Below are 18,853 nucleotides of genomic sequence, written 5' to 3'. Positions count from 1 at the left end.
CACCGCGTTCATCTGCCGGACGCCGGGGAGAAACGTAATCGTTTCGTCTACCCGGTGCGACGGAAGTCATAAAAACCTGCACGGACGCTGACCACCGCACTAGGGTCAGTACGACATCGTTTCGCGGGGGTTCGGGGATGCTGGGTGGTCAGCAGGTGGGCGCGGGTGCCGGTGTTCCGGCGGCCCGGGGCGCGCGGTGCTCCGACGGCGACCTGTTCGCCGTGGTCATCGACCTGCTGCGCGAGGTCGGCTTCGACCGGATGACGATCGACGCCGTCGCCGCCCGCGCCCACGTCAGCAAGGCGACCATCTACCGGCGCTGGGACGGCAAGGCCGAGCTGGTCGTCGCCGCCCTGCGCGACCGGCACGTCGGGGTGCACAACCCGCCCGACACCGGTTCCCTGCGCGGCGACCTGATCGAGTTGCTGCGGGCAACCGTCGCGATCTGCGTCGCCGACTGCGACCTGATGCAGGCGTTGACCTTCGCCATGCGGACCAATCCCGAGCTGGAGCGCCTGGTCCGTCACCAGGTGCTGCCCGCCGGGCGGGTGGCCAGCACCGCCATCCTGGTCCGCGCCGCCGCCCGGGGGGAGATCCCCCCCGAGGCCGGCGAACGGGAGATGTTCCACGATCTGGCGCCCGCGCTCACCATGTCCCGCATCGTCGCGCACGGCCTGCCCGCCGATGACGCGTTCCTCACCCAGGTCGTCGACCAGGTGCTGATACCGGTGCTCCGCTACCCCGCCGACCGCCCGTCCCAGGCCTGATCCATCTACGCACGCAACACGGAAGGCTTCACCATGCCCGGAACCACCTCGACCGCTCCCGGCGCACCCGGCGCCGGGACGTCGACAGGCGCGCCGCACCCGCGGCGCTGGATCGCGCTGGGGGTCATCGCGATCTCCCAGCTCATGGTGGTCCTGGACGCCACCATCGTGAACATCGCACTGCCGCAGGCCCAGGCCGATCTGGGGATCACCGACGCGAACCGGCAGTGGGTGATCACCGCCTACACGCTGGCCTTCGGTGGCTTGCTGCTGCTCGGCGGCCGGATCGCCGACTACTGGGGTCGCAAGCGCACCTTCCTGGTCGGCATGACCGGCTTCGCGCTGGCCTCCGCGCTCGGCGGTCTGGCCACCAGCGGCCAGATGCTCTTCGCCGCCCGCGCGTTGCAGGGCGCCTTCGGCGCGCTGCTCGCCCCGGCCGCGCTCGCGCTGCTCACCGTCCTGTTCACCGAGGCGGCCGAGCGGGCCAAGGCGTTCGCCGTGTACGGCGCCATCGCCGGCGGCGGGTCGGCGGTCGGCCTGCTGCTCGGCGGGGTGCTCACCGAGTACGCCGACTGGCGCTGGTGCCTGCTGGTCAACATCCCCGTCGCCGCCATCGCCATCGCCTTCGCGATCCCGCTGGTGCCGGAGAGCCGGGCGCACGGCAACACCCGCTACGACGTGCCCGGCGCGATCGTGGTCACCGCCGGCCTGGTCTCCCTGGTGTACGGCTTCACCAAGGCCGCCGAGGACGGCTGGGACGCCACCGCGACCCTCGGTTTCATCGCCGCCGGTGTGCTGCTGCTCGCCGCCTTCGTGGTGATCGAGCTGCGCTCCAACCACCCGCTGCTGCCGCTGCGGATCATCCTGGACCGCAACCGGGGTGGGGCGTACCTCGCGTCGACGCTCATCGGAGCCGGCCTGTTCGGCGCGTTCCTCTTCCTGACCTTCTACTTCCAGGTGGTGTTGCAGTACAAGCCGCTGGAGGCCGGGCTCGCGTCGCTGCCGGTCACCGCCGGCGTGCTGATCGCGGCGGGCGGCGCCAGCCAGCTGATGCCGCGGGTGGGCGCCAAGCCGCTGATGGTCGGCGGTGCCGTGCTCGCCGCCGGGGCCATGCTGGTGCTGACCCAGATCGACGTGGACACCTCGTTCCTCACCCTGCTGCTGCCCGCCCAGGTCGTCCTCGGCATGGGTCTGGGCTTCACCTTCGTGCCGCTGTCCAGCCTCGCGCTGGTGGGGGTGCCGGAGCACGACGCCGGCGCGGCCAGCGCGACGCTCAACGCCACCCAGCAGATCGGCGGCTCGTTGGGCACCGCGCTGCTGAACACCTTCTACACCAGCGCGGTCGCCGCGTACCTGGTCGGTCGGGTGCCGAACCCGGTCAACCAGGTCGAGGCGCTGGTGCACGGGTACCGCGTGGCGTTCGCCTGGGGTGCGGCCCTGATCGTGCTCGCCGGGTTGGCCACGCTGGTCCTGGTCAAGGTCCGCAAGGAGGACATCCCGACCGGCAACACCGTGCACATGGGCTGAGCCGACCGACGCGGCCGCCGGCCGGACCGCCCCGAGCGTGGGGTGGACCGGTCGGCGGCCGCGTCGGGTAGCGTCCCGACCATCGTCGAAAGTCCGTTTGAGGAGACCTATGTCCACCCCTGCCGACCAGATCATCACCGCTCTGCGCGCGGGCCACGAGGAGCTCGCCGCGCTCGTGCGGGACCTCAAGGAAGACGACCTGCTCCGCCCCTCGGGGGCCAGCGAGTGGCAGGTGTCCCAGGTGCTCAGCCACCTGGGCAGCGGCGCGGAGATCAACCTCGCGGCGCTGACCGCGGCCCGCACCGGCGCGCCCGGCCCGGACGGCGACTTCAACCGCGGCGTCTGGCAGCGCTGGGACGCGATGCCCCCGGCCGAGCACGCCGCCGGGTTCCTCGCCGCTAACGAGCGGCTCGTCGAGGCGTACGAGGCGTTGGACGCCGACACCCGGGCGTCGCTGCGGATCGACCTCGGGTTCCTCCCCGAGCCCGTGGACGTCGCCACCGCCGGCCGGTTCCGGCTCAGCGAGTTCGCCCTGCACCAGTGGGACGTGGAGGTCGCCGTCAACCCGTTCGCGGCGGTGACGCCGCTGGCCGTGTCGCTGCTGCTGGACCAGATCGGCGGCATGCTGGGCTGGACCAGCCGGCCGCAGGAGCTGGCCGGCCGGCAGGCCACGCTGCTGCTGCGCCTGAGCGAGCCGGAGCGGACGTACGGGCTGCGGCTGGGCGAGACGATCGAGCTGGTCGACGCGCCCGAGCAGCCCGACGGTGAGCTGACCGCGCCGGCCGAGGCGTGGCTGCGCCTCGCGGTGGGCCGGCTCGGTCCGGCGTACACCCCGGACGGGGTGCGGGTGACCGGGCCGGTGACCCTGGACGACCTGCGCCGGGTCTTCGTCGGCTTCTGAACATCGCCGTACCGCCGTGCGGGCCGGTGACCCGGCCCGCACGGTGGTTCAGCCCTTCACGCAGACCACCTGCTTGAGGTGCGCCACCACCTCCACCAGGTCCTCCTGCTGGGCCATCACCTCGGTGATGTCCTTGTACGCGCCGGGGATCTCGTCGACCACCCCGGCGTCCTTGCGGCACTCCACTCCGGCGGTCTGCGCGGCCAGATCGTCCGTGCTGAACGTCCGCTTGGCCTGCGCCCGCGACATCCGCCGCCCCGCCCCGTGCGATGCCGAGCAGTACGCGTCCGGGTTACCCCGACCCCGCACGATGTACGACCCGGTGCCCATCGACCCGGGGATGATGCCCAGGTCACCCCGGCCGGCCCGGATCGCGCCCTTGCGGGTGACCAGCACGTCCACCCCGTCGTAGCTCTCCTCGGAGACGTAGTTGTGGTGGCAGGAGATCGGCTCGTCGTAGCCGACCTGCGGGAAGTGCTCGCGCACCACACCGCACAGCAGGGCCAGCATGACCGCCCGGTTGCGCCGCGCGTACTCCTGCGCCCACCACAGGTCCCGCCGGTAGGCGTCCATCTCCGGCGTGCCGGTGAGGAACACCGCCAGGTCCCGGTCGGGCAGGTCGGCGTTGTGCGGCAGCCTGCGGGCCACCCCGATGTGCCGCTCGGCCAGTTCCTTGCCGATGTTGCGCGACCCCGAGTGCAGCATCAGCCACACCCGGCCCTCGTCGGCGCTGCCCTCCTCCAGGCAGACCTCGATGAAGTGGTTGCCCCCGCCGAGGGTGCCGAGCTGCCGGCGCGCCCGCGTCTCCAGCTGCGCCACCCGCCGGTCCAGGCCGGCGAACCGGCTCCAGAAGTCGTCCCAGCCGGCCTGCTCCAGGCCACGGATCCGACGCGTGTCGACCGAGTCCTGCCGCTGGGCGAACCCGACCGGGATGGTGGCCTCGATCGCGGACCGCAGCGCGGCCAGGTCGTCGGGCAGGTCGGCGGCGGTCAGCGAGGTGCGTACCGCCGACATTCCGCAGCCGATGTCGACGCCGACCGCGGCCGGCGAGACGGCCTGACGCATGGCGATGACCGAGCCGACCGTGGCGCCCTTGCCGAAGTGCACGTCCGGCATGACGGCGACGCCCTGCACCCAGGGCAGCGCGCCGATGTTGCGCAGCTGCCGGGCGGCCTGCGGCTCGATGGCGTACGGGTCGGTCCAGACCCGCACCGGCGCCCGGGTGCCGGCGAGAGGGGTGAATCCCATCGTGGTCTCCTGATGTCGTGCCGATGTCACCGTCGAACGGTGACCGATAAAGATCATGCGTTGCCGAGCGGTGGCGCGGCGGGAGAAGGGGTGGATACGAAGAAGCCGCCCGATCCCCGGTGGGGTGGGCGGCGCGCGGACGCGTGAGCGTCGGCGTCAGTCGCGCCACCCCGGCAACAGCCCCTGCTCTGGGCAGTGCCGGTATCGGGTGCCGGTGAGCAGCGGGGCACCGGCACACGGCAGACACCGTGTGGCGTTGGTGCGGACGCGCTGCGACACGGCGTACTCCCCCGGGGGTGCTTGTGGTTGACCTTGCACCGACGAGAGTAGGAGGACGGTGGCGCGTCCGCAATGGATATCGGCGACCGCCCGCTACCGGGCGCTCCCGCCGCCCGTCGGCGGGATCAGGCCCGCCGTCGCGCCGGCGGCGGCGCGAGCCTGCCGTTCGGCATGTGCACGACCCGGAGGAACGCGGGCAGCCGCCACGGCCGCGGCCCGCCGACGACGACGTCGCGTCGCAGCACCGCCTGCGCGGTGCTGATCCGGCCGAACATCATCAGGTTGAACCGGGCGGGGCGGAACGTCACGCGTGCGTCGAACGGACCGTCGGGCGGCGCGATCCACACCCGTCGGTCGCCCAGCGTCAGTGTGGTGGTCGGCGTGTACCGCGATCGGAACTGCACCGACACGGGGTGACGGGGCATCGGCAGTTCGGTGTTGAGCAACACCCCGTACGAGTCGCGCAGCATGTCGTACATGAACAGGTCCCAGTAGAGCGCGGCGTGCGCGTCCGGCATCGGCCACGGTCGGCGCAGCGCCCGCGCGATGTCCCAGCCGTGCACGAGCAACTCGTTGGTCAGGTGGGCGAACAGACCGCCGACGGTCACCCGCGAGTTGCCCAGCCAACTCACCGTGGACCGCGGATCCGCGGTCGTGGCCAGGAGGGTGTCGACCGCGGTGTTCAGCTGCGACAGCAGGACCCCCGGGTCGCGTTCGGTGAAGTGGGCGAGCACGTGGCTGTTGACGTCGGCCACCGTGTCGACGTTCGTGACGGCCAGCATGTCCTCCAGGCCCGGCACGCGGATGACGACCTCGGTGCCCTGCAGTCTCGACACGTACAGCACCGCGATCGACACCACGTGCGCGACGGTGTCGGCCACGGTCCAGTCGGCGGTCGCCATGACATTCGGCGACGGCGCGGCGGCCACCAGATCGCCGAAGCGATCGGCGGCCGTCCGCAGTGCCGTGTTGGCCAGGCCCCAACGATTCGGATCCCCCGCGTCAGTCATATCGACAAGCATCGGGGATTCGCCGTACCCGGGTCATCTTTGAACGTGCACTCTTCACGGGCGCCGGTGGCCGTCAGTGGTTGTAGAACATGGTGGGGAACCAGCCGAAGCCGAAGATGGCGGGCACCCGGACATCCCAGTAGACGACGGTGAAGACACCCAGACCGATGAGCAGTGCGCCGCTGAGCACCATGCTGCGTCGCACGTCGGCGGCGAGCCAGCTGATGAACCGGCCGCGCGTCACCACGACCAGGAGCGCGAACAGCGCGGTGACCACGACGATGTTGCCGAGCGACTGCAACACGAACGCGGCCGAGCCGTACAGCGGGTTGCCGCTGTCGACCGCCCAGTGGAACAGCTTGTTGAACAGCGGGTACGGCCGGCCGATGAGGAACCCGCCGATGAGCGCGCCGAGGGTCACCACCCGCGCGACCGGCCGGTCGGCGAACACGTCCGGCACCGTCCGGATCGCGGCCAGCCCGAGGTAGATGAGGGCCAGCCCGATGATGCCGAACACCACCGACGACTGGATGATGCGCACCGGCACTCCGCCGGCCGTGTCGGTCGACAACTGCGGCAGCCGGTCGCCCAGCAGGACCCCGATGAACCCGTACACCGCGGCGACGGAGACCATTCCCAGGGTGAGGTAGCCGACCGGCCGCAGCAGCAGCCGGAGCCGGTCGCCGCTGCCGCTGCCGGCCGCGCCGAGCGGCCCGATGGACGCGAGCATCGCGATGTTGCACGCGGTGAACGTGCCGGCGAGGCCGGACACGAACGCGAACAGCAGGCCCGCGGCGGTACCGGAGATCGCCGTCGCCTTCGCGTCGTGACCGAGGATCCCGCTCGCGACGGTGTCACCGATGACCGAGTCGACGAACTCGAAGGACCACAGCACCGACAGCAGGACCCCGGCCGCCACGCTGGCCGCGATGATGACGCCGTTGCGGTGCGGTCGCCCGTCCACCAGGACGCGCGACGGGTTTCGGGTGGCGGTGACTGGCGTTTGCGTCATCGATCTCTCCCCGGGTCGATTGACGTGTTGATTACTGCGCGCGGCGATAATGTCACTGTGTGCGCTCGGGCTGCATCTCGAAACGTGCGCACCCGTCGCACGACTGCGGGCAGCCGCTCCGAGCCGACCGGATCCGATCCCGGGTTGCTCGACCCACCTGAGCTGCGCGCCGCGCTGAGCGATGTCGCCGCCCGGTTCGGTCGCGCGGCTCAGGTGTCGTAGCAGCCGTCTCAGGGCGGGTCGAAGCCCCGATCGTCGGGGACGAATTCGGCGTCTATGGCTGCGCCACCAGCCGGAAGGACTGGGCGGCGGTGCCGTTGCAGGCGTACTGGATGAGCTGGACGCTGTCGGCCGTGGACGCGCCGGGCACGTCGAGGCACTTGCCGCTGTTGCGGTTGACCAGCCGGTAGTAGCCGCCGCCTTCGGATTCTGCCCGCCACTGCTGGTTGTTGCCGCCGCTGTAGGACCAGAGCTGGATGGGTGCCTCGTCGGCGGTCGACCGGTCGGTCACGTCGAGCACCTGGGCGCTGTTGGTGCGGATGTCGACCCGCAGGTAGCCGCCGCTGGTCGGGACGAGTTGGTACTGCTGGGCGGCGCTGCTGTTGCAGGTGTACTGCTGGATGGCGGTGCCGTTCGCGCTGCCGGCGGCCCGCGCGTCCACGCACTTGCCGCTGCCCTTGTTGACCACGGTGTGCCAGGCGGTCGGCGAGATCGGGCCGTCGCTCGGCGGGGGCGTCGTCGGGGGGACGGTGCTGGCACCGGCGAGCCAGTGCAGCCCGTCGATGAGCAGGCGGTTCTGCTGCTCACTGTCGAACGTGGACGACAGCCCGGTGTTGGTGCTGTAGTTCATCGCGTTGTGGCCGAAGTTGGCGTACAGCATCTTGTACTGCCGGTTGCTCCAGACCAGCGGGTAGTAGCCGCCGTACCAGGACTGGCTGGGGTCGGTGCCGACCGGGAAGCTGGACGCGTCGACCGAGGCCAGGATGTCGATGTTGGGGTTCTGCCGCAGGTCGTTGCTCCAGGAGTACCACTCGCTGATCGACGACGGGAACGTCGCCGGGAGGTTCCGGGTGGCGGCGTGGGTGCGGTTGTCGGCGCGCATCGTGACCCGGGTCGGCGACCAGGTGTTGGTCTGGAACGAGCCGCTGCCGAGGAAGGTGTTGTAGTACCAGCTCCAGCTCGACGGGTTGTCGGTCCACGCGCTGACGTGGAAGCCGAACCATCCCCCGCCGTTCTGCATGTACTGCTGGAACGCGGCGCGCTGCGCGGTGGGCGGCGCGTCGTCGAGGAACATGATGACCTTGTACTGGGCCAGGTTGGCGGTGTTCAGCAGGCTCCAGTTGGTGGTGGCCTCCCAGGAGAAGCCGTACTGGGCGGCGGCCTGCGGGAACCAGGCGCGGGCGTCGCGGACGAAGTCGATGTGCGCGGGATCCCAGGTGCCGTTGTAGAAGGCCAGGACCTTGAACGTCGGCGCGGCCTGCGCCGGTCGCGAGGCGTTGACGGCGACGCCGACGCTCAGCGCGACGACGAGGGCGACGAACAGCGACAGGATCCTTCTGGTACGGGAGGAGAGTTCTGCGATCACCTGATCGTCCCTTCGGTGGGACGCGCGCCGCCGCGTCGATGAGCATCTGTTTACAAGGTTTACAGATAGATGAAAGGTTATGCTTTGTCGTCGGGTGGCGTCAATCGTGGGTCGCCGGATCGGGTGGGATTCCTGCGGTGACGGGTACCCCGCCCGGATGACCAGCCCGGACGCCGTCGACGTCGACCAGCCGCTCGCCGTGGACGTGCCCGCCGCACCGCACGACGCCAGCGGCGAGCGGGTGCCGATCCGCGACCTGGCCGGGCTCGCGCCCGCAACCCGGCCGGCGCGCCGCTGGACTCCGGGCCGGGTGGTGATCACGCCGGCCGCGCTGGAGCACCCCCACGGTCGGCGGATCATCGACCGCGTGCAGGCGCAGGGCATCGAGGTGGAACACCTACGGTCCAACCGGCTCACCGGGGTACGCGGGCAGACCGACCGGGAGACGTACGCCCGGGCCAAGGCGACCATGGCGATCGTGGTGAGCCCACCCTCGCGGCGCGCCCTGCAACCCATCGCGCCCAGCGCAGACTGGCGGGTCGACCTGGCCGAGGGCTGCCCGGCGCACTGCCAGTACTGCTATCTCGCCGGTTCGCTCTCCGGCCCGCCGGTGACCCGGGTGTACGCGGACCTCGACGACATCCTCGCCGGGCTCGCCGCGTACGCCGGACGCGGGACGGTGACCAGCCGCAACGCGCGACGCGCCGACGAGGGCACCACGTTCGAGGCGTCCTGCTACACCGACCCCCTCGCGTTGGAGCACCTGACCGGCAGTTGGCGGCGCGCGGTGCAGCACTTCGCCGCCTGGGACGCGCCCGTGCAGTTGCGCTGGACCACCAAGTACGCCGACGTGGACAGCTTCGTCGGGCTGCCGCACGCCGGCCGGACCCGGGTCCGGCTCAGCGTCAACTGCGCACCGGTCAGCGAACGGTTCGAGGGCGGCACCGCCCGCGTACCGGACCGGCTGGCCGCGCTGCGCCGACTCGCACTCGACGGCTATCCGGTCGGGCTGACCATCGCACCGATCATCGCCCTGCCCGACTGGCGGGAACGCTACGGCGAGCTGCTCGACCAGGTCGCCGCGGCCGTCGACGGGGTGCCGGAACTGGACCTGACCGCCGAGCTGATCACCCACCGGTTCACGCCGGGCAGCAAGGAGGTGCTGCTCGGCTGGTCCCGCGCACCCGGCTGGAGATGGACGAGGAGTCGCGCAGCCGCAAGCACGGCAGGTTCGGCGCGGTGAAGTACGTCTACCCCCGCGACACGATGGCCGAGCTGCGCGGCTGGTTCCAGACCGAGCTGGCCGCGCGGGTGCCGGCGTGCCGCATCCTCTACTGGACCTGATGCTCAGCTCTACTGGACCTGATGCTCAGCCGACCGACGAGCGGGCCACCGGCGCGGCGAAGAACGTGTCCGGGTACGGCTCGTCGCGGAGGCTGTAGTGCCACCACTCGCGGTCGTAGTTGACGAACCCGGCGTCGGTCATCAGCCGCAGCAGCAACCGCCGGTTGTCCCGTGGCGTACCGGTGACGCGGGGGTCGGCGGTGTGCGCGCGGGAGTCGAAACAGTCGAAGCCGGTGCCCATGTCGATGCTGTTGTCGGCGAAACGCTGCCCGCGCGGCCTGGTGCAGGCGACCAGCGGCTGCCCCGGGCGGTACGGCGGCTGGCCGGCGGCCGGCTCGTCGACCAGGGTCAGATCCATGGTGCTGCCCCGGCTGTGCGCCGTCGGCGCCCCGATGTAGCCGTCGGCGAAGAGCCGGTCCTTCGCCACGTCCGGGTAGAACTCGGCCTTGGTCTGCTGCTCGCCGGGTCGTTTGGACCAGGCGACGAAGTCGTCCACGGCCGGCTGCGGGCGATAACAGTCGTACACCTTGAGGCTGTGCCCACCGGCCAGCGCGGCGCCCTGCACGCGGCGCAGCGCCTCGGCCGCCTGCCGGGTGAGCAGGCACAGCGGCTCCGGGTAGCCGGTGATCGGGCGGCCGACGAAGTTGTGCGGGGTGGCGTAGCGGATGTCGGCGTGGATACGCGGGTCGACGTCGGTCAGCACCACGAACCCGGGTAGCCGCTCGGCGGGCGTCGACGCGGGCGTGGGGCTCACCGGGGTCGGTGGTGGCACGGCCGGCGCGGGACGGGGCTCGGGTCGCGAGCAACCGCCGAGCAGCGCGCCGAGCACGAGCACGACGCCGATGCGGGAACGCACCAGTCCTGTCTATCAGCCCTGGCCGGGCCGCACGCCGGATCAGCCGTCGAGGAGGTGCTCCCGCAGGAAGAGCAGCGCCGCCTCGTCGTCGTCGATCCCGCCGGCCTCGTGACCGTTGTACCGCCACACCGACAACTCGGTCGGTCCCGCGTGGGCGTTGACGGCCGCGTACACCGTCGACGGCGGCACGATGTCGTCCATCAACGCCACCGAGAACCGGGTCGGCCGGCGGCAACGCCGCGCGAAGTTGACCCCGTCGACATACGCCAGGGTGGTCAGCACCCGCTCCTCGGCGTGGCGGTGGACCGCCAGGTAGTCGCGGATCTCCCGGTACGGGCGGGCGTCGGTGGTCACCACCGCGCGCGGAATGTCGCAGAGGAACGGCACGAACGCGACCACCGCCCGCAGGCCGGGTGCCAGAGCACCGGCCGCGAGCGCCAGCCCGCCGCCCTGGCTGTGCCCGAGCACCGCCACCCGGGTCGGGTCGACCATCGGCAGGGACCGGACGGCGTCCACGGCCCGCACGCCGTCGGTGATCAGCCGGCGGTAGTAGTACGTGCGCGGGTCGGCGATGCCCCGGGTGGCCACCCCGGGCGCCTCGGGGCCGGCCGCGCCGGGGTCCGGGGTGTCGCCCCGGCTCCAGCCCGACCCTTGACCCCGGGTGTCCATCTGCAGGTGCGCGAACCCGGCCGACGCCCAGAGCAGGTTCTCCAGCGGGTGCCCGCGCCCGCCGCCGTAGCCGGCGTACTGGACGACGGTCGGCAACGCCGCGCTGGCCCCGCGCGGCAGGCGCAGCCAGGCCCGCACCGGCTGGCCGGCGAAGCCCGCGAAGGTCACGTCGAGGACGTCGATGCCGGCCAGCCCGGTCGCCACCGGCTCGGTCCGCACCGGCCAGCCGGCGTCGCGCGCCTCGGTCAGCGTCGCGGCCCAGAACTGGTCGAAGTCCCCGGGATCGCGCACCGCGCTGCGATACCCGCGCAACTGCTCCTCGGCAAGGTCGGTGTACACGTGACGTCCTTTCGACGCTGCGTCGGACAGCCGACCGGCGGGCCGGTGCGGCGAAACGGGGCCGAAATATGTCCGGAAACCTTCCGCAACTTCGGCGAACGCTAGAACCGACCTGGCATGTCGTCAACCCCTGCCGGTGAGGCAAGATGGCGCGAGGAACGGTGCACGCCGTTCCGGGACACACGGTGGCGACGGCTTGCGGTCGCTTCCGGACCGGTGAAGGAGACGCGGGTGGGCGCGGACGACGGACGCAGGGTGACCATCACCGCGATCGCACGGGAGGCGGGCGTGTCGGTGCCGACCGTCTCGCGCGTGCTCAATGGACGCTCCGATGTGGCCCCGGACACCCGGGAACGGGTCGAGGAACTGCTGCGCCACCACGGCTACCGGCGGCGCAGCAGCCGCAGCGTCCGCCGCGCCGGCCTCGTCGACCTGGTCTTCAACGACCTGGACAGCCCCTGGGCCGTGGAGATCATCCGGGGCGTCGAGGACGTCGGGCACGGCGCCGGCGTCGGCACCGTGGTCTCCGCGATCCACCGGCAGCCGACCGCCGCTCGGCAGTGGTTGCAGAACCTGCGCACCCGCGCCACCGACGGCGTCATCTTCGTGACCTCACACCTGAGCCCGCCGCTGCACGCGCAACTGCGCCGCCTCAACGTGCCGGTCGTGGTCGTCGACCCGGCCGGCGTACCCGCCATGGACGTGCCCACGATCGGTGCCACCAACTGGTCCGGCGGGCTCGCCGCGACCGAGCACCTGCTCTCGATCGGGCACCGGCGCATCGGGTTCGTGGCCGGGCCGACGCACCTGCTGTGCAGCCGCGCCCGCCTCGACGGGTACCGGGCCGGGCTGGAGGCGGCGGGCATCCCCATCGACGACAAGCTGGTCTACCCGGGCGACTTCTACCACGCCTCCGGGTTCTCCGGCGGCACGGCGCTGCTCGATCTCGACGACCCACCGACCGGCATCTTCGCGGCCAGCGACCAGATGGCCTTCGGCGTCTACGAGGCCATCCGGCGGCGCGGCCTGCGGGTTCCGGACGACGTCAGCGTGGTGGGCTTCGACGACCTGCCGGAGGCACGCTGGGCGTCGCCGCCGCTGACCACCGTGCGCCAGCCATTGGTCGAGATGGGCCGACTGGCCGCCCGGACCGTGCTGCGGCTGGCCCAGGGCGAGGGCATCGACTCGCCCCGGGTGGAACTGGCCACCGAGTTGGTCGTCCGGGACAGCACCGCCGCGCCGCCGACCGGGTCACCCGCCTCGTCGTGACGGGTGGAACCGCCTCGGACGCCGGTCACGCCGTTCCGGATCGGCTCCCGAAAGTTCCACCGGCAGCCGGTCGGCGTGGTGAGCGGCCCCGGGCCGCCCACCGCGCGCCGAACGGTCAGCGGTGGTGCGAACGGACCGCCCGCCGGATCTCCACCGGCAACGCCGGTGCCCCGTCGACCGGGGCCGGGTCCTCGGCCGTCGGCGCCACTCCCCCGGCCGCGATCCGGTCCAGGGTGGCCAGCCCGGCCGCGTCGACCTCGCCGAAGATCGTGTAGTTCGGGCGCAGCGCCGAGTTGGCGTACACCAGGAAGAACTGGCTGCCGTTGGTGTCCGGCCCGGCGTTGGCCATGGCCAGCACGCCCCGGGCGTAGACCCGGCGCTCTCCGGTCGGGTCGGTGGGCGCGGGCGGCAGGTCGGTCGGCAGCTCGTCGCGGTACCGGTAGCCCGGGCCACCCTCGCCGGTGCCGGACGGGTCACCGCACTGCAGCACGCTCAGCGTCGGGTACGCGGTGAGCCGGTGGCACGGGGTCCGGTCGTAGAAGCGCTTGGCGACCAGGTGCAGGAAGCTCTGCACGGTGCACGGCGCGGCCTCCCGGTCCAGGGTCAACCCGATCGGCCCGTGGTTGGTCGACAGGGTCACCCGGACGTTGCCGCGGGCCGGGGTACGCCGCGGGTCGGGCGGCAGCGGCAGCGGCCGGGCCGCCGGCTCGTCGGGCGTCTCGGTGTACGCGCACGGGCCGTGGGTGGTGCGCGGCGGGCGGGTGGCGGCGTCGGCGGACGCAGCGGGCGCGGCAGCCGGTGCGGGCGCGGCAGCAGGCGCGGCGGCGGCGATGCCGGCGACCAGCGCGCCGGCGAGCAGCGTCACTCCCGCGAGGCGGGTCAGGGCGCGTACCGGTCGGCGGGGTGCCGCCGTCCCGGGGCGCGGTGGGAGTTCACTCGGCACAGGGATCCTCCTGGACTCGTGGTGCCAGAAAGACCGGAGTCTATGGACGCCGGGGCCGGTTGTCGATGCGTCAGGGCAGCCGGCGGCGCCGCCGCCACAGCAGCCCGCCCAGCAGCACCAGCACTCCGGCGCCGCTGATCGCCGTCACCGACCAGAGCCACCCCGAGCCGGAATGCCCGGGCCCGCTGGCCGCCGCCGGTCGAGCCACCCCGGGTGCCGCCAGCGCCGACGGCGCGGCCGACGGGGTGGCGTTCACCTCCCCCGGCTCAACGAGACGACCGACAGCGGCGTCGCGGGGCAGCGTGAACCCCCAGTCCAGCAGCGCCGCACCCTGCTCCCAGCCGCGCTTGGGCGCCGACTCCGCGCCCAGCAGGGTCACCACCAGCCGCCGTCCGCCGCGTTCGGCCGCGCCGACGTAGGTGTGCCGGGCCAGATCGGTGAAGCCGGTCTTGCCGCCGAGCGCACCCGGGTACCGGTAGATGAGCTGGTTCTCGTTCTGGATCTGGAACCCCTTGGTCCGCTGCGCCGGCTGGACCGGGATCCGCGCCTCCTCGGTGAGCGCGTACCGACGGAAGGCCGGCTGCGCGAAGCAGGCCCGCGCGATCAACGCCAGGTCGTACGCGCTGGTGAACTGCCCCTTGCCGTCGAGCCCGGACGGGGTCACCGCATGCGTCTGGAGCGCGCCGAGCCGGTGGGCCTGCTCGTTCATCGCGCGTACGCCGGCGGCGGCGCTGTCCGTCCCGCTGCCCAGTCGCGCCAGCGCGTTGGCGGCCTCGTTGCCGGAGTTGAGCAGCAACCCGAGCCAGATGGTCTCGATGGTGTACCGGCCACCCGCGACGAGACCGACGGCGGAGGAGCCGGGCTCGATGTTCATGTCCTCGTCGGTGACGGTGACCGTCTGCTTCGGGTCCAGCCGGGGCATCATCGTGGCCGCCAACAGGAGCTTCTGCACGCTGGCCGGGGTGCCGTACTCGTGCGGGCCGCAACCGCCGAGCACCTGGCCGCTGTCCAGGTCGGCAACCAGCCACGAGGTGGCGCTGACCGCCGGTGGCGCACCGGCGCCGGCCGGCACGACCAGCCCCTCGGTGGCCAGTCCGGCGCCGCCGACCATCCGCTGCGCGGGCACCGCGGGCGGCGGCGAGGGGCGGGCGGGCCGGGACGTCGCGGGCACCCGCGGGCACCGCACGGTCGCGGTGGCGCCCGGGGTCGCGGCGACCGGCGCGGGAGCGAGCAGGACGGCGGACGTCGTGGCCGCCAGCAGCGCAGCTCTCATGAGCCCGACCCTAGTCAACAAGATCGCCCGGCGGGACCGGATGGGCTCGCTCGTGCAGGTAGTCGTGCAGCGCGGCGCTTCCCCGCAGCCGGCGCAGGCTGCGCGCGTGCAGGTCCTGCTCACGGCGGGCAAGCTCGGCGCGGACCCGCTGGGCGCTGCCGGTGGTCCGCAACTCGCCCAGCACCGCCTCGATGATCTCGAACGGGTACGCGCCCCGGCGCAGCAGCGCGACGACCTGCGCGGCGCGCAACTCGGCCTCGTCGTACACCCGGTAGTTGGTGCCCGGCGCGCGGGTCGGGCGCAGCAGCTCGCGCGCCTCCCACAGCCGCAGCTGTGAGGTCCGGACCCCGACCAGTGCGGCGACCTCGCCGATGCGGGCGCCCCGGCGCGGCGCGGGCCGGGCCGCCGGGGCGGCGGCCAGCACGGTCTCGAAGGCGCCGAGCACCCGGCGGATGTCGGCGCGCTCCCGGTCCAGTTCGGCATGGCCGCCGTCGAGCGCCGCGAGCGCCGCCGGCAGGTCGCCCCGGTGCACCGCCGCCATGATCTCCCGGGTACGACCCCAGCCGTGCCCCTCGGCGAGCCGGCGCGCCACGGTGAGCGCCCGGGAGTGCTCGGTCGTGAAGATCCGGTAGCCGCTCGCGGTGCGCCGCACCGGTGGCAGCACGCCCTGCTCGACGTAGTTACGCACCTGCTGCACGGAGATCCCGACGGTGGCGGCCAGGTCCACGGCGCGCAGGCGGTTGTTGGTCCCGACGTCCACGCCGGCAACCGTACCGGTTGACATGTGATTTGAGACTTCGCCGTTCATTTCAACGCAGCATGCGCGGATTCTTTGGCAAAAGGCTCTACATGAGGATGAATGAGACAATGGAATCCGCCCGGCGGGAGGAAGCTCCCGCCACGATCTCGTGAAGGGTTCGCATGTCGCAGCCAGCAGGGTCCGCCGCCGACAGCCACGACATGATCGAGGTACGCGGAGCGCGGGAGAACAACCTCGCCAGCGTCTCGGTCGACATCCCCAAACGCCGGTTGACCGTCTTCACCGGCGTCTCCGGCTCCGGCAAGTCGTCGCTGGTCTTCGGCACCATCGCCGCCGAGTCACAGCGCATGATCAACGAGACCTACAGCGCCTTCCTCCAGTCGTTCATGCCGAACCTCAACCGGCCGGACGTCGACTCGCTGCGCAACCTCAGCGCCGCCATCGTCGTCGACCAGGAACGGATGGGCGTCAACTCCCGCTCCACCGTCGGCACCGCCACCGACGCGTCCGCCATGCTGCGGATCCTCTTCAGCCGGCTCGGCCAACCGTCGATCGGCGGCGCCGGGGCGTTCAGCTTCAACCTGCCCGAGGGCATGTGCCCGACCTGCGAAGGGCTGGGCCGGGTCTCCGACCTCGACGTCAACGAACTGGTCGACGTCGAACGCTCCCTCAACGACGGCGCGATCACCGTGCCCAACTTCGCGGTCGACTCCTGGTACTGGCAGACCATCGTCGGCTCCGGCCTGTTCGACCCCGACGTCAAACTCCAGGACTACACGCCCACGCAGTGGGAGGACTTCCTCCACAAGCCGGCCACGAAGATCAAAATGGGTAGCAACAACTGGACGTACGAAGGCTTGGCCGTCAAGGTCAAGCGGCTCTACCTCACCAAGGACCGCGAGTCGATGCAGGCACACATCCGCGCCTTCGTCGACCGGGCGGTCACGTTCACCACCTGCCCGGACTGCGACGGCACCCGCCTCAACGCGGCAGCCCGGTCCTCCCGCATCGCCGGACGAAACATCGCGGACTGCTCGGCGATGCAGATCAGCGACCTGGCCACGTTCGTCCAAGCCGTCGACGACCCGGCGGTGGCACCCCTGATCGCCAACCTGCGGGACCTGCTCGACTCCCTCGTCGAGATCGGGCTGGGCTACCTCAGCCTGGACCGCGAGTCGGCCACCCTGTCCGGCGGCGAGGCGCAGCGGGTCAAGATGGTCCGGCACCTCGGCTCCAGCCTCTCCGACGTCACGTACGTCTTCGACGAACCGACCGTCGGCCTGCACCCGCACGACATCGCCCGGATGAACGACCTGCTGCTGCGGCTGCGCGACAAGGGCAACACCGTGCTGGTGGTCGAACACAAGCCGGAAACCATCGCCATCGCCGACCACGTCGTCGACCTCGGCCCCGGCGCCGGCACCGACGGCGGCCGGATCTGCTTCACCGGCGACGTCCCCGACCTGCGCCGCTCCGACACGCTCACCGGCCGGCACCTCGACCACCGGGTGACCCTGCGCGACCACGTACGCCCACCCACCGGCCACCTCGCCATCCGCCAGGCCGACCTACACAACCTGCGCGACGTCGACGTCGACATCCCGCTCGGCATCCTCACCGTGGTCACCGGCGTCGCCGGCTCCGGCAAGAGTTCGCTGATCCACGGGTCACTGCGTCGCCGCTCCGGAGTGGTGATCGTGGACCAGTCCCCCATCCGCGGATCACGGCGCAGCAACCCGGCCACCTACAGCGGGCTGCTCGACCCGATCCGCACCGCCTTCGCCAAGGCCAATGGGGTCAAGGCGGCCCTGTTCAGCGCCAACTCCGAGGGCGCCTGCCCAGCCTGCAAGGGCATCGGCCTCATCTACACGGACCTGGCGATGATGGCCGGCGTGGCCAGCGTCTGCGAACGCTGCGAAGGACGACGCTTCACCGACGAGGTGCTCACCTACACGCTGCGCGGCAAGAACATCAGCGAGGTGCTGGCCATGTCGGTCACCGACGCGTACGCCTTCTTCCCCAGCGGGTCGGCGCACCTCATCCTCGGCCGGCTGGTCGACGTCGGGTTGGGCTACCTCAGCCTCGGTCAGCCGCTGACCACCCTGTCCGGCGGGGAGCGGCAACGACTCAAGCTCGCCATCCACCTTGCCGAGAAGACCAGCACGTACGTGCTGGACGAGCCCACCACCGGCCTGCACCTGGCCGACGTGGACCAACTTCTGGCCCTGCTCGACCGGATGGTCGACGCCGGCAACACGGTCATCGTCATCGAGCACCACCAGGCGGTAATGGCCCACGCGGACTGGCTCATCGACCTCGGCCCCGGTGCCGGACACGACGGCGGCCGGATCGTCTTCACCGGCACGCCAGCCGACCTGGTCGCCCACGGCGACACCCTCACCGCCACCCACCTGCGCGAGTACGTCAACCAGCCGGCATCGACGCCCCAGGGATAACGGCCGGAACGGGCGGCCGGGCGGCGCAGTTCTCCCCCGGCGCTCGGCGCGAGGTGGTCAGGCGACGCGGCGGAGCCAGCGTCGCTGCCAGGGGGTTTCCACCGCCTTCGGGTGGTAGCCCGCTCGCACCCACGGCACCGCCCGTTCGGCCGGCAGGCCGTCGAGGATCGCCAGCGCGGCCAGGGCGGTGCCGGTGCGCCCCACCCCACCTCGGCAGGCCACCTCGACGCGCTCACCGTCGTGCGCGCGCCGCAGCGCCTCCCGCAGGGCGTCGAGCGCATCGGCCCGATCGAGCGGCACCCAGAAGTCGGGCCACCGGATCCGCCGATGCGCCCAGGTCGGCTCCGGGCCGGGAGCCAACAGCAGGGCGAAGTCGGCGGGCGAGGCGGTCGCAGCGACGCGGCGTCCGCGCACGCTCGCGCCACTCGGCAGTACGAGGACATCGGGCTGTTCGGACCAGGGCTGAGTCACCCGAGCATTGTGCCGCCACCGCCCTGACCGGCAGGTACGGACAGCGCCGCCCCCGGCCGGTGGGGTCGGGGGCGGCGCTGGTGTCGGTGTGCAGGTCGCCTCTCGGCGAGTGGCGCGACGCGGCTCCAGCCAAACGGAAATCCG

The 18,853-nt window shown here is 72.0% G+C and carries 17 protein-coding genes; 7 read left to right on the top strand and 10 right to left on the bottom strand.

The features are described 5' to 3' along the window. The first annotated feature begins 137 nt into the window (after positions 1 to 137). From AB0H52_RS25155 to AB0H52_RS25145, 3 genes are all read left to right on the top strand, one after another. A complete protein-coding gene (locus AB0H52_RS25155) occupies positions 138 to 767 on the top strand; it encodes a TetR/AcrR family transcriptional regulator (RefSeq protein ID WP_151491189.1) in 630 nt (209 codons plus the stop codon). A gap of 33 nt (positions 768 to 800) precedes the next feature. Beyond that, positions 801 to 2,294 carry an MFS transporter gene (locus tag AB0H52_RS25150; protein ID WP_151491190.1) on the top strand — a complete coding sequence of 498 codons (1,494 nt, stop codon included), beginning with the start codon at positions 801 to 803 and terminating at the stop codon, positions 2,292 to 2,294. Between the two features lie 109 nt (positions 2,295 to 2,403). Next, positions 2,404 to 3,195, top strand: coding sequence for a maleylpyruvate isomerase family mycothiol-dependent enzyme (locus tag AB0H52_RS25145; RefSeq protein WP_151491191.1), 792 nt, complete (start codon positions 2,404 to 2,406; stop codon positions 3,193 to 3,195). Between the two features lie 48 nt (positions 3,196 to 3,243). On the opposite strand, the gene AB0H52_RS25140 is transcribed toward AB0H52_RS25145, so the two are convergent. The 4 genes from AB0H52_RS25140 to AB0H52_RS25125 form a co-directional block, all read right to left on the bottom strand. Further along, positions 3,244 to 4,443, bottom strand: a complete 1,200-nt coding sequence (locus tag AB0H52_RS25140) for an RtcB family protein (RefSeq protein WP_151491192.1) — start codon at positions 4,441 to 4,443, stop codon at positions 3,244 to 3,246. A gap of 404 nt (positions 4,444 to 4,847) precedes the next feature. Then, a complete protein-coding gene (locus tag AB0H52_RS25135; protein ID WP_151491193.1) occupies positions 4,848 to 5,732 on the bottom strand; it encodes a maleylpyruvate isomerase N-terminal domain-containing protein in 885 nt (294 codons plus the stop codon). A 73-nt stretch (positions 5,733 to 5,805) separates the two neighbouring features. Further along, entirely contained in the window at positions 5,806 to 6,744 is a 939-nt protein-coding gene (locus AB0H52_RS25130; protein ID WP_151491194.1) for a hypothetical protein, read from the bottom strand. Positions 6,745 to 7,018: 274 nt separating this feature from the next. Continuing rightward, positions 7,019 to 8,329 carry an RICIN domain-containing protein gene (locus AB0H52_RS25125; RefSeq protein WP_357950455.1) on the bottom strand — a complete coding sequence of 437 codons (1,311 nt, stop codon included), beginning with the start codon at positions 8,327 to 8,329 and terminating at the stop codon, positions 7,019 to 7,021. A gap of 157 nt (positions 8,330 to 8,486) precedes the next feature. Here AB0H52_RS25125 and AB0H52_RS25120 point away from each other — a divergent pair, with 157 nt between their 5' ends. Together AB0H52_RS25120 and AB0H52_RS25115 are read left to right on the top strand one after the other, a co-directional pair. Next, entirely contained in the window at positions 8,487 to 9,572 is a 1,086-nt protein-coding gene (locus AB0H52_RS25120) for a spore photoproduct lyase family protein (protein WP_357950452.1), read from the top strand. Next, positions 9,524 to 9,673, top strand: coding sequence for a spore photoproduct lyase family protein (locus AB0H52_RS25115; protein WP_357950449.1), 150 nt, complete (start codon positions 9,524 to 9,526; stop codon positions 9,671 to 9,673). Before AB0H52_RS25120 ends, AB0H52_RS25115 begins: the two co-directional genes overlap by 49 nt. A gap of 25 nt (positions 9,674 to 9,698) precedes the next feature. Here AB0H52_RS25115 and AB0H52_RS25110 read toward each other — a convergent pair whose 3' ends face one another. Continuing rightward, a complete protein-coding gene (locus tag AB0H52_RS25110) occupies positions 9,699 to 10,529 on the bottom strand; it encodes a M15 family metallopeptidase (RefSeq protein WP_225854628.1) in 831 nt (276 codons plus the stop codon). Positions 10,530 to 10,568: 39 nt separating this feature from the next. Then, the gene (locus tag AB0H52_RS25105) at positions 10,569 to 11,537 is read right to left on the bottom strand and encodes an acetylxylan esterase (RefSeq protein ID WP_151491195.1); all 969 of its coding nucleotides are present in this window, start codon (positions 11,535 to 11,537) and stop codon (positions 10,569 to 10,571) included. A 231-nt stretch (positions 11,538 to 11,768) separates the two neighbouring features. Here AB0H52_RS25105 and AB0H52_RS25100 point away from each other — a divergent pair, with 231 nt between their 5' ends. Further along, a complete protein-coding gene (locus AB0H52_RS25100) occupies positions 11,769 to 12,806 on the top strand; it encodes a LacI family DNA-binding transcriptional regulator (RefSeq protein ID WP_151491196.1) in 1,038 nt (345 codons plus the stop codon). A gap of 115 nt (positions 12,807 to 12,921) precedes the next feature. Here the strand turns inward: AB0H52_RS25100 and AB0H52_RS25095 are convergent, their stop codons facing one another. The 3 genes from AB0H52_RS25095 to AB0H52_RS25085 all read right to left on the bottom strand — a co-directional run bounded on the left by AB0H52_RS25095 (position 12,922) and on the right by AB0H52_RS25085 (position 15,782). After that, positions 12,922 to 13,749, bottom strand: a complete 828-nt coding sequence (locus tag AB0H52_RS25095; protein ID WP_225854629.1) for a peptidylprolyl isomerase — start codon at positions 13,747 to 13,749, stop codon at positions 12,922 to 12,924. Between the two features lie 70 nt (positions 13,750 to 13,819). Then, on the bottom strand, positions 13,820 to 15,022 hold the full coding sequence (locus AB0H52_RS25090) for a D-alanyl-D-alanine carboxypeptidase (protein ID WP_357950445.1): 1,203 nt from the start codon (positions 15,020 to 15,022) through the stop codon (positions 13,820 to 13,822). Between the two features lie 10 nt (positions 15,023 to 15,032). Then, positions 15,033 to 15,782 carry a MerR family transcriptional regulator gene (locus AB0H52_RS25085; protein ID WP_357950442.1) on the bottom strand — a complete coding sequence of 250 codons (750 nt, stop codon included), beginning with the start codon at positions 15,780 to 15,782 and terminating at the stop codon, positions 15,033 to 15,035. A 161-nt stretch (positions 15,783 to 15,943) separates the two neighbouring features. Here AB0H52_RS25085 and AB0H52_RS25080 point away from each other — a divergent pair, with 161 nt between their 5' ends. After that, the gene (locus AB0H52_RS25080) at positions 15,944 to 18,238 is read left to right on the top strand and encodes an excinuclease ABC subunit UvrA (protein ID WP_357950439.1); all 2,295 of its coding nucleotides are present in this window, start codon (positions 15,944 to 15,946) and stop codon (positions 18,236 to 18,238) included. A 57-nt stretch (positions 18,239 to 18,295) separates the two neighbouring features. Here AB0H52_RS25080 and AB0H52_RS25075 read toward each other — a convergent pair whose 3' ends face one another. Next, complete coding sequence (locus tag AB0H52_RS25075; protein ID WP_151491199.1) at positions 18,296 to 18,709, bottom strand: protein-tyrosine phosphatase family protein; 414 nt, start codon at positions 18,707 to 18,709, stop codon at positions 18,296 to 18,298. Positions 18,710 to 18,853: the final 144 nt, after the last annotated feature.

It is taken from the genome of Micromonospora sp. NPDC050695, from assembly GCF_040654415.1.
GTDB lineage: Bacteria > Actinomycetota > Actinomycetes > Mycobacteriales > Micromonosporaceae > Micromonospora.
This window is presented reverse-complemented; position numbering and strand designations above follow the sequence as displayed.